Annotated in this window: 14 protein-coding genes and 2 pseudogenes; all 16 read right to left on the bottom strand. The window is 50.6% G+C overall.

Going from position 1 to position 13,962, the window contains the following annotated elements; all coding sequences use genetic code 11:
- Nucleotides 1-83: 83 nt before the first annotated feature.
- Complete coding sequence (locus EAV92_RS05645; protein WP_241158447.1) at nucleotides 84-392, bottom strand: NUDIX domain-containing protein; 309 nt, start codon at nucleotides 390-392, stop codon at nucleotides 84-86.
- A 456-nt stretch (nucleotides 393-848) separates the two neighbouring features.
- The gene (locus EAV92_RS05640) at nucleotides 849-1,622 is read right to left on the bottom strand and encodes a DUF1883 domain-containing protein (RefSeq protein ID WP_123040157.1); all 774 of its coding nucleotides are present in this window, start codon (nucleotides 1,620-1,622) and stop codon (nucleotides 849-851) included.
- Nucleotides 1,623-1,930: 308 nt separating this feature from the next.
- Complete coding sequence (locus EAV92_RS05635; protein WP_123040156.1) at nucleotides 1,931-2,605, bottom strand: hypothetical protein; 675 nt, start codon at nucleotides 2,603-2,605, stop codon at nucleotides 1,931-1,933.
- Entirely contained in the window at nucleotides 2,605-3,087 is a 483-nt protein-coding gene (locus EAV92_RS05630; RefSeq protein ID WP_123040155.1) for a TIR domain-containing protein, read from the bottom strand. Before EAV92_RS05630 ends, EAV92_RS05635 begins: the two co-directional genes overlap by 1 nt.
- Nucleotides 3,088-3,349: 262 nt before the next feature.
- Nucleotides 3,350-4,153, bottom strand: coding sequence for a hypothetical protein (locus EAV92_RS05625; RefSeq protein ID WP_123040154.1), 804 nt, complete (start codon nucleotides 4,151-4,153; stop codon nucleotides 3,350-3,352).
- Nucleotides 4,154-4,819: 666 nt separating this feature from the next.
- Nucleotides 4,820-5,158 carry a hypothetical protein gene (locus EAV92_RS05615; protein ID WP_123040152.1) on the bottom strand — a complete coding sequence of 113 codons (339 nt, stop codon included), beginning with the start codon at nucleotides 5,156-5,158 and terminating at the stop codon, nucleotides 4,820-4,822.
- Nucleotides 5,159-5,330: 172 nt separating this feature from the next.
- Nucleotides 5,331-6,104: pseudogene (locus tag EAV92_RS24810) on the bottom strand (DUF3891 family protein).
- Nucleotides 6,105-6,132: 28 nt separating this feature from the next.
- Nucleotides 6,133-6,837, bottom strand: a pseudogene (locus tag EAV92_RS05600) (MBL fold metallo-hydrolase); the annotation flags it as partial.
- Between the two features lie 265 nt (nucleotides 6,838-7,102).
- Nucleotides 7,103-7,606, bottom strand: a complete 504-nt coding sequence (locus EAV92_RS05595; protein WP_123040149.1) for a GNAT family N-acetyltransferase — start codon at nucleotides 7,604-7,606, stop codon at nucleotides 7,103-7,105.
- 21 nt (nucleotides 7,607-7,627) lie between these two features.
- Nucleotides 7,628-8,239 (bottom strand): LysE/ArgO family amino acid transporter, encoded by a 612-nt coding sequence (locus EAV92_RS05590; RefSeq protein ID WP_123040148.1) that lies wholly within the window; start codon nucleotides 8,237-8,239, stop codon nucleotides 7,628-7,630.
- Nucleotides 8,240-8,279: 40 nt separating this feature from the next.
- Nucleotides 8,280-9,047: a GNAT family N-acetyltransferase gene (locus EAV92_RS05585; RefSeq protein WP_338134396.1), complete on the bottom strand. Its 768-nt coding sequence runs from the start codon at nucleotides 9,045-9,047 to the stop codon at nucleotides 8,280-8,282.
- Nucleotides 9,048-9,071: 24 nt separating this feature from the next.
- Nucleotides 9,072-9,677, bottom strand: coding sequence for a LysE/ArgO family amino acid transporter (locus EAV92_RS05580; protein ID WP_123040147.1), 606 nt, complete (start codon nucleotides 9,675-9,677; stop codon nucleotides 9,072-9,074).
- A 118-nt stretch (nucleotides 9,678-9,795) separates the two neighbouring features.
- Complete coding sequence (locus EAV92_RS05575) at nucleotides 9,796-11,355, bottom strand: amino acid permease (RefSeq protein WP_123040146.1); 1,560 nt, start codon at nucleotides 11,353-11,355, stop codon at nucleotides 9,796-9,798.
- 50 nt (nucleotides 11,356-11,405) lie between these two features.
- On the bottom strand, nucleotides 11,406-11,534 hold the full coding sequence (locus EAV92_RS25020) for a hypothetical protein (RefSeq protein ID WP_277424222.1): 129 nt from the start codon (nucleotides 11,532-11,534) through the stop codon (nucleotides 11,406-11,408).
- Between the two features lie 123 nt (nucleotides 11,535-11,657).
- Entirely contained in the window at nucleotides 11,658-12,512 is an 855-nt protein-coding gene (gene eutC / locus EAV92_RS05570; protein WP_123043589.1) for an ethanolamine ammonia-lyase subunit EutC, read from the bottom strand.
- 72 nt (nucleotides 12,513-12,584) lie between these two features.
- Nucleotides 12,585-13,946 (bottom strand): ethanolamine ammonia-lyase subunit EutB, encoded by a 1,362-nt coding sequence (locus EAV92_RS05565; protein ID WP_123040145.1) that lies wholly within the window; start codon nucleotides 13,944-13,946, stop codon nucleotides 12,585-12,587.
- Between the last annotated feature and the right edge of the window lie 16 nt (nucleotides 13,947-13,962).

The following is a 13,962-nucleotide window of genomic DNA, read 5'->3' as shown; positions in this document are numbered from 1 at the left end:
CCCGATTTGCGACGTTGGCTTTTCCTTTATATTCCTTTATATCATATTTCAAACTACAGGTAATCAGCTATTTAGAGCCATCCTCACCAATTGCGGATATAACCTGCTCTTCTTAAAATGTGCTCGACGGATGGATTCAAGTAGGCTATCGGTTCTTCGAGAGAAAAGTATCGCAACTCCAATCCCTCTTCATCGTTCACGCGCGGCGTACCTTCTATCCCGATAGCTTCATACACAGCCGCGACGTTATAAATTTCATCTCCATGCGGGTATCGGTAATACATATCCTTGCCGGATAAGAACGTAATGAATTTCAGCGTTTGGGCTCGCAGCCCTGCCTCTTCATAAAGCTCCCGAGCAGCGGCTTCTTCCAGGGACTCCCCAAGCTCCAACGAACCGCCGATTGTCCCCCGATCAAACTTGTCCGACCGTTTTACAACAGAAGTTGGCCCGATTCGTTGAACACGATAACGCAGGCGCCAGCCATGATGAGCGGCCGAGTACCGACCAACTTCCTTAGCTCAGAAATGTAGCACATCGCTTACTTATCACTGAGATATTCAGAGGGTAGCGTATCGAACGAACTCCGGTTTCTACTGTACTTACGCAACAAATAGAGGATTACGATCGGAACCAGGTTACTAGATAGCCGCCGAAATCCGAGTTTATATAGAGGTTAAATTCACTGAGTATACCGATGAATCCGGTTGTTGAAGTGTATTTAAACAAACTTGGCCCGCCGTGTGAATACTATGTTAAGTGAAGTATCCGACATCCTTGGAATACTTAAAACATCATTGTTAAAGAAAAACACCTGCCCTCAAAAAAATAGGACTAGGTGTACGATGTTATTGCCCCTTTATTAAGGTAGATATCTCAGTAGCAATCTCTTCAACAGTATGTGTAGCAGTACTTCTGGCTAATTTATCAGCAAGTGAAGGGCTATAATCAATTACCTCTTTTTTAGTGATGTTATGCCAAATAGGTAGAATAACCTGTTCCCCGGTAACAGCTTTTGTAATGATTCCATCTAATTCGTAATTTGTCCAACCTTTACTTATAAAATAAGGGGACAATACAACAATTCCAAATTTACTTCTTGCAAGTCCTTTATCTATCTTTCTACGAAGGCTATCACCAATTCGCAATTCAAATTCATCATACCAAACTTGTAATCCCTCATTTTGTAAAGCTAACGCCAGATCACGGACAACCTCATCTTTATCTTCAGAAGCATGCGATATAAAGACATCAAAATCTCTAACGTCATCTACAGAATTTTCGTCATATACACCTTGTCTATGAATGAGTGAAGGTACTGAAGAAAGTGGTCTATCTTGTATGGTTGGTAATGGGCTAGGGAGTACACGAACTGAAGATCTCACAGATCCCCTTAAACCATTCAGATCGACCGTTACATGCCAATTACCAGAGCTAGGAACTGTTAAGTTGACAGGTGAACGTTTAGCCAGTCCACCATAATAGCGGTGATTTCGACCATTCTTGTAATTATTATAATTGCTACTATCCATTAGCCTGACATTTGCTGCATTTCCTGATAGTGTTACTTCAACAACTTGTCCTCTTTGAAGATGCCCCATGTTGTAATAGGTATAGCTCATAATATCACTCCACGATTTTTGAAGTGGTAAAAACAGGTTATTTAAAGCTTGTCATATTTAGTGACTTATTGTCAATATTGGAATACAAGCTTTCGGGTATTTCACCTAACTTTCCTCGTAGTCACGAACCTGAGAACTTAAGTCCCAACGGGGCGGCCGCGACGCGGTTAGGTTCGCAGGGTTGTCCGCCTGAACCAGCTCCCTCGATATGCATCGAGCGGACCGAGCTGCCGTAAGGCTGCGAGAATACGGTGTTATCGGACGTAACCACTTCTTGAAATGAACAAAAAACGTCCTGTTGAAGGACGCTAAAATGACGATTTCCATTTTTCTTTAAACCATGTAATAATTTTTGTTGGATTATTCGCGGGCTTTTCATGTGAAAATCTTTTGAGTTGAGTTGCGTATTTTAGGAGTTCGGTATTTACAATCTTCATATCGTCAATCAACTCATTATAGTGAGGATATTTTTTTTGGATCTCTTGTGGTGATTTGCCTTTAAACTCTTCTTTTTGTATAGCTTCATTGTACCATTTTCGATACTTGCCTTGCCATTCAGTGAGATGAGGACGTAGACCTTTATTTATGACATCTAATGCTAAAGCGATTATTTTCTGTGCGTTCTCATTTTCTTCAATATCTTTGGCTGGCATTTCAATTAAATATTCTCTTGTAGTTGTAAAGAGTTGATACCACGAGTCATATACCTCAGAAATAATATCGTTGTCATCTAAAGGGATCGAAGCTTTTCTTGTAGAAAGTTGAACATATAGTTTCCAAGCAATATCCAGTTCTTTTTCACTAAGAGTGGCCCTATCAAGCTCTATATTTCCGAGCCCAAAAGGAGCAGACAGTGATAATTTCCCTGGATTGTATGCTCTAAAAAAATCAATAGCGAAAAAAATCAAGGAAAGAACCAAGAAAAGCAAAGCAACTATTGTCAATGAACGGTTCCCCCTTTTTTTTCGTTTCCGTTTTGCCATCAGCTGTTCCGTTGTCTCCTCGTCCTTGAATTTCTAACGAGGTGGTCTTTATCTCTATTTTGAAACGCTTCTTCGATTTTGCTAGTTAGTTGCCATGAGATATTTCCCCAGTTCATCGTGACTGCGTAACCACTATTAATATTATCCAATAATCTTGCCGGTACTTCACCGTAATTAGGAAGGTAAATACCAAGAAGCCCATTCCTAGATCTACTTCCATATGGTCTTAAAGAAGAATAAATCTCCCAATCGACCCATTTACGCTTATAAGTTTCACTTCCAATAAGCACAATAGTCACGGTCGATTCTTTTAAATGATTTTGCCTTATCAATTGTAAAATGTAGTCATCATTCGCACTATCATATGCGTCAGGTAATGAGCGATCTATCAGTGTGTCGTTGGAACCATATGTATCTCTCAGATGAGTAGCTCTTGTTTGATCATTCGCATGATGATAACTTACAAATACTTTGCGCGCCACAGAAATACCTCCAATTGGTATATTATACCTATCAATTCTACATCTACTTACATCTCCCTTCAATGGTTATGTCCGATAACGTTCCCGAGTTCACGAACCCTCACCGACTTAAGGCACGAAGTGCCGGGCGCGATGCGCTTAGTCGGTGCAAGGTTGTCGCCTCAATTCGCATCCTCGAAAACCCTCCGGCGACCAAGGGACTCGGAGAGGCCCGCTGCGTGAATGCATTGTTAGGCGATGTTCGGACAGTCAATCACTCATATTAATCTTTTATTATCCAATCCTTAGCGATCATATCTTGAACAGTAAATACATAGCCAAATTTTTTATCTACGTCTCCAGAAACTATTTTTTTTATTGTTCCATGTTCTATGTCAACAACCGGTCTTTCAACACCATACTTTTCTGAAACAAATTGACCAACAATTTGGGGTAAAACAATACAAATACTTTCTGCTCTAGAAATAAAATCACTAGTAAGTTCTAATCGATAATTGGCATCATGGACAATATTATGACGTATATTAAAAAGTGTATTTATCAGTTCATACCAGTTTTGATCAAGCTCAATCAATGAAATATGTGTAACTATTCCTTTCCTAAATAGAACAAATGGTAGTTCATACTCGCTTAGAGCCTTAAAGAAACTATTACCTTCATAAAGTGGTGAAAATGCATTCTCAGTATCCTCAAGGTTTTGAAAGTTAAAAAACTTACTTACAAACTCCCCTATTGACAATTCATTTCGAATTAGGTCATCTTCTTCAACATTAATATTATTATGTCTTATGACATCTCTAAGGAACTGCTCATCAGTGGACGCTAAATAAACAAACATATCTCTGAAATAAGTCTCCCAACAAGTTATTAATGATGCGATGTATTGAGAAACAGGAACCATTATGTAATCTTTACTCGCGTTTTTAGCTAAAATATCATGCATAAATATTACATATCTGGATGAGTTACTAATAAAGTTTTGAAGAAACTCTTCTAATGTATTTCTAGTGTTTTGTAAACTGTTTAATTCTCGGATAAGACTCTCCGAGATCTTCCGTTTCTTCATTTTTCTCTCCCTTTAGCTTAGAATTTCGCCTAATGTTCTGCGTATTCACGAACCCGAGAAACTTAAGCCCAACGGGGCGACCGCGACGCGGTTAGGTTCGCTGGGTTGTCCGCCTGATTCCGCTTCTTCGAATTGCCTCAAGCGGACCGAGCAGCCATCAGGCTGCGATGCATGAATACGGTGTTATCTGATGGATACGTCCGCCTGAAATACAATTCAAAATTCATTCTCTTTCCTTTTATTCATCTCTCGTAATATCTGATTTATATCGTCTAATGATCTTTGTATTGATTCCATTCTTTTAAGTCCTGAATACTGATTTCCTATAATGCCAGCTAATCCAACGAATAAAACCACTACAAGTAATCCAATCAAATAACATCGTCCTTTCTTGGTGTTTATTTTCATTTGGTTTTTCAAATGGTTTATCATCTTTCAATCTTTAATCGTTTTTCCACGTATCTTTCATCTAACGTCTCTCGTATTCACGAACCCGAGAACCTTAAGCCCCAACGGGGCGGCCGCGACGCGGTTAGGTTCGCAGGGTTGTCCGCCTGACCCAACTCCATCGAAATGCCTCAGGCGGACCGAGCAGCCGAAGGCTGTGATGCGTGAATGCGATGTTATATGACGTACCCTCTTCGTAGCATTGCATTTCAAATTAAATTAGTTATTAGTCGATTTCAGTAAAGATGCTATGAACTGATTTATGAAGTTTTCTATGTACTTATCATCCACTTCTTCTTTGACGTACTTCATTGTTTCAATATCGCTCCACTCATTAATCTTAAGAATTTCATTAAAACCGATATATTCTTCAAGTATAAAATAAGATTCTTTTCCATCCCATACCAATCTAATTACTGAATTTGCATTTGAGAAAGTAATGTACCTACTCCCAAAGAATTCAGGAGGGTACTGCTCTTCAATAATTTCATATCCACTTAAGAATAAAATTGAGTGTATTTCCGTCTTTAATAAATTAAATAATTCGTTGCTTGTCATATAATTACACCTTCATTTTGTAGAATTTAGGGTATGTCATATAACTAATGTTCTGCGAATTCGCACAAATAATTCTACCATATCTTTCCTCTACATTCATGAAGAATCGCTTGTCAGACAAAACAAAAGGCAGCATCCAATTCAATGGACACTGCCTTACACACTATCATTCCTACTTGCCGACAAAGCCGATCTCTTGCTCCCACCACGCCGCTCTCCAATACGCTTCCTGCAACCCTTCCTGCTTGATCAGTTCCTTCGGCACAACCTTCTGCCTCAACTTCGCCGTAAACCCGCCTACAAACGGCATAGGATCAAACCCTACCTCCGCCTCACTCACCCAACATGCAACCAACTTACCTTGACCTGCAGGTCCTAATCCTTCCGACTTGCGGAATCCGTCCACGTACCAAGGATGCTCCTCTGTCTTCGTGGCTCCAGGATTGTTCAGGCACACGTAAAGCGAGATGTCATCGCACAGCTGGAGGAGCCCGAAATGCCGCCGAACGGTATCGGCAGGCGGCAAATCGATCTTGTCCGCGATCTGCCGCTGCCGCTCATGTTCCTATGCCATGAAGCGCACAATCTCCGTTTGTTCCGGCGTATGTCCTGCCATGAAGGAGCAATAATGCATGCTGCACAAAAGTGCCGCATACTCGCTCTGCGCCTGGACTTCGTCGATGCCGAGTCGGTAGTGCGTCAACTTGGGCAACAGCGGATAGTCCATGAAGCTGAACGGCTTCGCATCACGGTCGTTCCAGATCGGGGCGTCGTCGAGCCGAATCCAGCCCCTGTCGTGTTCCCGGATCGCCAACTCAACATCCGCACGATACGCACCGTCTACGAAATACGGGTCCGTAAAATGCTTCGCAATCTCACCGGACAACAGAGCATGGTCATGCTGGGTCACCATGACGAAGCTGTCTTGAATCTCGCGAATGATCATCTTCGCTCACCTGCCTCAGCTCAGGTTTCTATTCCTTGCGCTGCGCCGCCAACTCTCGGATTTTCTTCAAATTCGCCTTAAAATCGAAACGGAACAGCCAGTCGTCGTACTTCTCCGGAATGACGGCGTTCTCTACGCTCGCATCATCCGGACCGAGCTCGGCCGCTAATCCGATCATGTATTGCAGATACTCACGAGCCCCGCGCAGTGTCTCGATCGTGCAGACATCGCCATGACCAGGCACGATCGTCTCGATGCCGAGTTCTTGGATACGATCCAGGATCTTCAGCCACTCCCACGGGTTAGCATGGCTCATCGTCAAGTGATAGCCCGACAGTACCAGGTCACCGATGATCGCCAGCTTCTCTTCGGGCAAATAAACGAACGCGTCACTCTGCGTGTGTCCACCTCCATAAGTGATCAACCGAACTGACCGCTTGCTCCCGTGCAATTGCATTTCGTCTTCGAATGTAACATTAGCCGGCGTGAGACGGGCTTCAGGCAACGTGCGCATGTATTCCCGGTCGTTCTTGACTTCCCATCTCATCTGTTCGGCGATCTTCGGGTCTTGCTCTGACTCGATCCCGCGCTCGTATTGGTCAATGGACGCATTCAACTCGTCCACCTTGGCCAAATGCTCTTTTAAGCGATCCGCGATTACAGTGGTCATGATCTCTCTAGTTTTGGCGGTCGAAATAAAACGAGCCTCGGGAGCGAACACCTGATTGCCATGCGTATGGTCGGAATGCCAATGGGTGTTAAAAACATAAGTGGCCGGACGGCCGTCAACCCTTCCGCTGCCGCGCGCAAGTCTTTCGCCGCCTGCAAGTTAATCGTCGTATCCACGACCAGCGTAGTATCGCCCAAATCCACAATCGAGGCATTGCCCAACGAACCCGAGTCAGGCACGCAGATAGCCGCAAATACGCCCGATGCCACTTCCTTCAACCGAAAATACTCCGATCCCGCGAAAGACTCTACCGTTTTGTCCATTTCTCTCATCCCTCAGCTAGCGATTTTTCCATTTCGAAAACGACAACCCTGTGCGCATGCGGATGCTCGACGATTTTATACCCGCCGTTCGGCGCGAATCCGTGCTTTATGTAAAATAACATCGCCCTCGTGTTCGGATTGTGACAGTACAGCCTCAGCCGCTTGGCACCCAACTTAACGCGTGCTTGCTCTATCATCGATTCGAGCAAAAACGCCGCGGCCCCGCCGCCCCCTCTGCTCCCGGGAGCCACGACCACGTTGCCGAGCCAGCACGACGCATCTTCCTCATTCCAGTCATACAAATTGGCATAGGCGACGACCGATCCGGATTCCGCTTCGTACACGACCGTCGGAAACCGACGTTCGGAAGCCTTCTGCCACAGGTCTTCCGGCGTCGGCGGATAAGCCGATCTTGGGCTCATGTAGAACAGCTCATCCATACTCTGGGGAAACGTACAAATCACGTCCATGTCTTCCCGCTTCAACTCACGAAACAACAAGTCCACCATGCACCGACCTCCCGCTTCCCGTCATACGATCAACCGATACAGACTCGCTAAGCCGTAGATCAACAGTACCGACCCGGACAAAAGGTTCAGCCACCGCATCGCGGTCCGGCTCACCACGCGGCGCACCATCCCGACGATTCCGCAAAGCAACAGCCACCACAGCGCCGAACCGGAGAACACGCCGGTGACGAGCTCAAGCGCCGATCCCGTATCCCCGCTCACGTTCAGACCCGCGAAAATGCCAAGGAACGAAACGATCGTCATCGGATTCGTCAAAGTGAGAAACAGCGTCGTGAAATACGTCGCCGCATACCCCCGGCCTCCACCGGAACGTATGGTCTCTCCATCTTCCACGATCGGAGCCCTGAACGTCCGATAGGCCAAATACAGCAAAAACAAAGCGCCAACCAACTGAATCCAACCGGACCGCCCCACGAGGAACTGCGTCACAACCGTCAGACCCAACGCGGCAATCGCCCCATACAAACCGTCCGCCGTCGCGGCCCCGAGTCCGGATAGAAAACCGAGCAGCCGGCCATGACTCAGCGTCGTCCGAATGCACAGCAGCCCGATCGGCCCGACCGGCGCGGCGATGGACAAACCTAGCACGATCCCTTGCAACCAAGGCGTCATCCAGTCAACTCACTCCAAGTCGCCCTCACGTAACCGAGCTTCATGCCAACCCGCTCCATATTGCGATGGTGGGCGACAAGTACGCGCATTGGCTAACGACAAGGGAGCATCCATGCTCCTCCGCGACTTCCATCCGTTTGCCCAACAACGCCCGTTGCAGCCCTTTGTTCCTAAACTCGGGAAGCGTGGCGGCAAACGTAAACGAAGCGACACCTTTTCCGATGTGCATCACGCCGACCGCTGCCGGTTGCCCCTCACACCTGGCCAGATAGAATTTCCAACCCGGACGTCCGTGCAGCACCAGGTTGTTCGCCATCACGTAAGGAATTCCATCATCGGGGAGCCCGGTTCCCCGGCAGTGGATGGCGGCGTACGTCTCGAACTCGTCGCGGCCGATCTCCCGAATCGAAATCCCATCCCCAACAGCCGAATCCGCCGCCCGCTCCTGCGGAACGGCAACCATCGAAGCGTGAAACCCCGACTGGTAAAACCCCCGCTCCGCCAGTAAACGCATGACTCGTAGATCCGCCAACCCGGGCACGATCTCGAATTGGGCTTTGCGGTTTCTCTCACGATAGAAGGTGACAATCTCGTCCAACAACCCGCCATCCAACGAACGGATGCCTTTCACCGTATTGAACGCCGGCCAAGGCATCGTGGCGCTATAGTAAGCAACAGCATCTCCGAACCGCGCCACCTCGACGCCCTCCGGATTGCCCGCCCTCTCCGTGATCGCCGCCATCCTGTCGGACATATATGCGATTTCGGACCGTTCGATTCGTTCGATGAGATCAAGCGTCGGCACCATACCGCACAAACATCCTCTCAAATTCTACAATGTCTTTACCAAATAAACGGCCGCCGCCCACATGACGATCGCGGACAGCTTGTTCAGCGCGCCGACCAGCTTGCCCGTCGGATCCTTACTGCCGACAAAATGTCCCAGCGCAGCCAGGAAGAAAAACCACATCCAAGAGACCGCGACGCACGCCCCGGTGAACGCGACTTTCTCGTAACCGGCATATTGAATCGAGCTCGTTCCGATGACGCCGATCGTATCAAGGATCGCGTGCGGATTGAGGATCGAAATCATCATCGTGTAGCTGACCAGCTTCGCGGTCGTCGCGCCCGCGTGCCCATCCTTCTTGTTCGTATCCGGCTTCGCCTTCCAGGACATGTACCCCATGTACAGCAGGAATAGCGAACCGAGCACGACCAGCACCGTTTTCATCCAGACGAAATTGAGGACGACTACGGAAACGCCGGAAACGGCGAGCAATATGAGAAGCGTATCGCAGATCCCGGCCGTAACGGAGATGGGAACCGTGCGCCCGAACCGCCTAGACGCGCCCTGCGAGAATACGAAAAAGTTCTGAACCCCAAGCGGAATAATCAATCCGATGGCCAAAATAAACCCGTGGATGAATGCCGAAATCATGTTGTCTCCTCTGCTGCCGACGATTTTACAACTCTTGTAAACTCCCCTCCGATTATAGCACGAACGCAAGCGAAAAAGCCGCCGCATAACCGCGACGGCCTTCGCCTTTAGCGAGATTTTAAGCTTGGATGTGAACGCCTCCGCCGCCGGATTTGCCTTCCAGCTCTCTTTCGCGACGAAGAATTTCGTCCATCGACGTATTCAGCGCCGCTTGCGGTCCCGGGAAATGTTTCCGGTAGTAGGCGAAGTCCATGATGATCAGCAGCACGATCATGCCGGCCAACGCGTAACCGGCCATTTCGTTCGGCGGGATGACCATGACGACGCTGATGAACACGATCCACAGCAGCGAAACGACCGCGATGAAATTGCTGTATTTGCCGAGGTGCCACGGTCCGCGGTGCTTATCCTGGAACCGTCCTTGCGCTTTGGCGACCAGCTTGAGGAAGATCGGAATCCCGTAAGCGACATACAGGCCGACGACGCTGACTGCGGTCAGGAAGGCGATTGTCGTGTACGTGGCGTCCGGATTGGCCGACTTGATGAGATAGTCGATGAATGCAAGCAAGAACGAAAGAATGACGGAAAGCCAGATGGCTTTGGCCGGCGTGCGGTATTTTTTCGAAATCTGAGCCCAATGACGGCTGCCCGGCATGCCTTTGTCGCGGGAGAACGCGTACATCATGCGGGAGAACGACGTGATCGAGGACAAGCCGCAGAACCACATCGCCAGCGTGACGAGCCACAGGATGACTTTGCCGAACGTGCCGCCCAGCGCCTCGCTGATGACGTAGATGAACGCATTGTCCGCGCCGGTCGCCGCGCTCGCATCCTTGATCGACAAGGTAACGAAGGCCAGCATGATGAAGCCGAAAACGAACGAGTACGCAACCGACGTGAAAATGCCCCATGGCGCGCGCACGCGGGGGTTGACGGTTTCTTCGATCGTGTGGGCGGAGGCGTCGAATCCGGTGAAGGTCCATTGCGCCTGTAGGAGACCGATCAGGAACGCGAACATGTACGGCTTGTCGGAGAACGTCTGTCCGACGTTGAACAGGTAATCGACGCTGTTCAGGCCGCCTTTGGTGAAGAACGCCAGCGTGAACACGAGCACCGCCACGATCGCGATGTGGTACCAGGCCGAAAAGTCGTTCAGCCGGGCCACGATTTTGATGCCGATGTGGTTGAAAATGCCGTGCGTGATCAAAATGACCGTAAACGCGATCAGCGTCGAGGTCAGCGTGGAGGTGTACCCGAAAACGCTGCCGAGCAACGGATCCGCGAACAGCGCCACGGAGTAGTCGATGCCCGCCACGATGCCGATCTGGCCGATCAGGTTGATCCAGGCCGTGTACCAGCCCCAGCGCTTGTTTTTCAGGACTGCCGCCCAGTGGTAAAGGGCGCCTGCCGTCGGAATCGCCGAAGCGAGCTCGGCCATCGAAGCCGCGACGAACATGACGAACAGCGCGACGAGCGGCCAGCCGAAGCCCATCATGCCGGGTCCGCCGTATGTAAGCCCGTGGCCGTACAGCGACACCGCGCCGGTCAAGATGGAGATGATCGAAAACGAAATGGCGAAGTTGGAGAATCCGCCCATGCTGCGCATCAATTCCTGCGCGTAACCGAATTTGTTCAGGTCCTGTTTATCCTTGTCGTGGTGATGTTGAATGGCACTCATCGGTTAACCTCCTACACGTCGAATGGAAGCTACTACGAACGAACGGCGATTCACTTGCCAAGGAAGCTTTCGTACTTGCTTTCGTCGAACTCTCGCACGCTTTTGCCCGCGACCCGCACAACGAACACCGCAAACAAACAGGTAATCGCGATCAGCACGATGCCCAGCGTCAGCTCCACTCCGCCCACCTCCTTTGCCTTACCATTTTCGAAAATAGGACAAGCTTGTAAGCGTTTGCTGAGGAATCTATGAGAAAAAGCCTCCTTCGGGAAGCTGATCTCCAAGTTCATACTTCCTGTCAACTAGATGTCGAGATTGACCCCGCTCGTCTGCTGCTCGAGCATCTTCTTCAGCACGGTTCCGATATAAGCTCCCGCTTCAACCGGAGGCGTACCGCCGCGATGGATGTTGGAGATGACCGTGCGGTCGCTCTCCACCGTTCCTCGGCGCGGACGGAAGCACATGTACGCGCTCATGGATTGCGACGACACGAGACCCGGCCTCTCACCGATCAGCAGGACAAGCACTTCCGGCTGCAGGATTTCGCCGATGTGATCCATCACCGCAACGCGGCCGCCGCGTACGAAAAACGGGGTTCCTGCGCTTAGGCCGTAAGATTGCAACGAATCCATAAGAGCTGGATATACGTCCCGCATATTGGCGTCCACCGCATTCGCGCTCAAGCCGTCGGAGACGACCACTTGGACCTGCGGCTTCATCTTGCACCTGCTTCGGATTAACTCCACGCCTTCGTCGGTGACGATTCGGCCCATGTCCGGCCGTTTCAAATAGTTCTCGGTGTTGCCGTACTTGGTGTCGACCGAAAACAGGCTGAAGGCGTCCAGCAGCGCTTGGTCGACCGTGCCGTACACGGAGTCGATGGCCGCGGCATGGTCGCAGCGGAATTTGAGGATTTCCTTCGTGAGCGGCCTCGTTCCGGTCCGCCAGACGCCGATCCTGGCGGGCGTGCTGGAGAGGAGCTCTTGCATGCCTTCCTCCCATTTGGGGTCGGGGACATGGGAACTCGGTTCGCCTTCGAAAACGGACGGGACGGGTTCAGCCGTCGCAGCGGTGACGGGCACGATTGGAGCAGTAGCAGTGGCAGTAGCAGTGGCCGGCGAGGCAATCGACGCTAGCTTCCGCTCCAGCTCAGCCATCACTTTGTCGACCAATTGATCGAGGGGTATCGTCGGGTTCGGGTTCACGCCTTCATTCCTCCCTTCGCACTCTTACATGAAGAGGGTCGGATCGCCAGCCAACTCCGTCAGGCGGCCGTTCTCCATGATTCCCATTTTCTCCAGCCACTTCTCGAAAGCCGGAGCCGGTCGTAGCCGCATCGTCTCCCGCAACGTGGCGATATCGTGGTAGCTGGTGGATTGGTAGTTGAGCATGCAGTCGTCCGCCATCGGAACGCCGATGATATAGTTGACGCCCGCTGCTGCGAGCAGAACGGCGAGATTATCCATGTCGTTCTGGTCGGCCTTCATATGGTTCGTGTAGCAGACGTCGACGCCCATCGGAATCTGCTGCAGCTTGCCCATAAAATGATCCTCCAGCCCGGCCCGGATCACCTGTTTGCTGTCGTACAGGTATTCGGGACCGATGAAACCGACGACCGTGTTGACGATGAACGGCTTGTACTTGCGGGCCAGTCCGTAGCAGCGTGCCTCGAGCGTTACCTGGTCGATGCCGTGGTGCGCTTCGGCGGACAGCTCGGAGCCTTGCCCGGTCTCGAAGTACCACAGGTTCGGGCCGGTGCCCGTGCCTTCGCGTTGGATGAGTTCATCCGCCTCGTCAAGCAAAGCCACGTCAATGCCGAACGCCGTGTTGCCGTCTTGCGTGCCGGCAAGGCTCTGGAACACCATGTCGGCGGGCGCGCCGGCGCGGATCGCTTTCATCTGCGTTTTGACGTGGGCGAGCACGCAGTTCTGCGTCGGGATCTGCCACTTCTCCATGATTTCCTTCGTGGCGACGAGGATCGCCTTCACGCTGTCCGCGGAGTCGATGACCGGGTTGATGCCGAGCACCGCGTCCCCGATCCCGTAGCTTAGCGCCTCATATAAGGAAGCCTTCATCCCCTGGATGTTGTCGGTCGGGTGGTTGGGCTGCGCACGCCCGGCCAACACGCCCCTTTGACCGATCGTGATATTGCAGTGGGACGTCACTTCCATTTTGGAGGCGGCCTGCACGAGGTCGAGGTTCGTCATCAGCTTGGCGGCCGCAGCTGCCATCTCGCTCGTGAGACCCCGGCTGATCCGCCGGATCTCATCGCTGCCGGTCCTCTGCCGCAACAGGTATTCGCGTAATTCGGCGACGGACCAGTTGCGGATTTCGGCATAGATTTTTTCGTTGACCGCCTCTTCGATCACCCGGGACACTTCGTCCTTTTCCGGCGGGAGCAGCGGATTTTCCCGGATATCTCCAAGCGTCAGGTCGGCAAGCACCAGCTTCGCCGCCATCCGTTCCTTGGCGTCCTCCGCCGCGATGCCCGCCAGCTGGTCGCCGGATTTCTCCTCATTGGCCTTGGCCATCACTTCTTTAAGGTCCTTGAATTGAAACGTCCTTCCGAAAACCGCTGTCGTCAGCTTCAAACGTCCGTCACCCCCG

The organism is Cohnella candidum (genome assembly GCF_003713065.1).
Lineage (GTDB): Bacteria > Bacillota > Bacilli > Paenibacillales > Paenibacillaceae > Cohnella > Cohnella candidum.
Note: the sequence above shows the minus strand (reverse complement) of the source record. Positions and strands in the feature narration are given on the sequence as shown.

Coding starts and splice junctions, on each gene's coding strand:
- EAV92_RS05640 (WP_123040157.1), bottom strand. CDS start 1,622: ATGAGCTATACCTATTACAACATGGGGCATCTTCAAAGAGGACAAGTT.
- EAV92_RS05585 (WP_338134396.1), bottom strand. CDS start 9,047: ATGGTGCCGACGCTTGATCTCATCGAACGAATCGAACGGTCCGAAATC.
- eutC (WP_123043589.1), bottom strand. CDS start 12,512: ATGGCTGAGCTGGAGCGGAAGCTAGCGTCGATTGCCTCGCCGGCCACT.
- EAV92_RS05580 (WP_123040147.1), bottom strand. CDS start 9,677: ATGATTTCGGCATTCATCCACGGGTTTATTTTGGCCATCGGATTGATT.
- EAV92_RS05595 (WP_123040149.1), bottom strand. CDS start 7,606: ATGGTGGACTTGTTGTTTCGTGAGTTGAAGCGGGAAGACATGGACGTG.
- EAV92_RS05635 (WP_123040156.1), bottom strand. CDS start 2,605: ATGGCAAAACGGAAACGAAAAAAAAGGGGGAACCGTTCATTGACAATA.
- EAV92_RS05575 (WP_123040146.1), bottom strand. CDS start 11,355: ATGAGTGCCATTCAACATCACCACGACAAGGATAAACAGGACCTGAAC.
- EAV92_RS05625 (WP_123040154.1), bottom strand. CDS start 4,153: ATGAAGAAACGGAAGATCTCGGAGAGTCTTATCCGAGAATTAAACAGT.
- EAV92_RS05615 (WP_123040152.1), bottom strand. CDS start 5,158: ATGACAAGCAACGAATTATTTAATTTATTAAAGACGGAAATACACTCA.
- EAV92_RS05590 (WP_123040148.1), bottom strand. CDS start 8,239: ATGACGCCTTGGTTGCAAGGGATCGTGCTAGGTTTGTCCATCGCCGCG.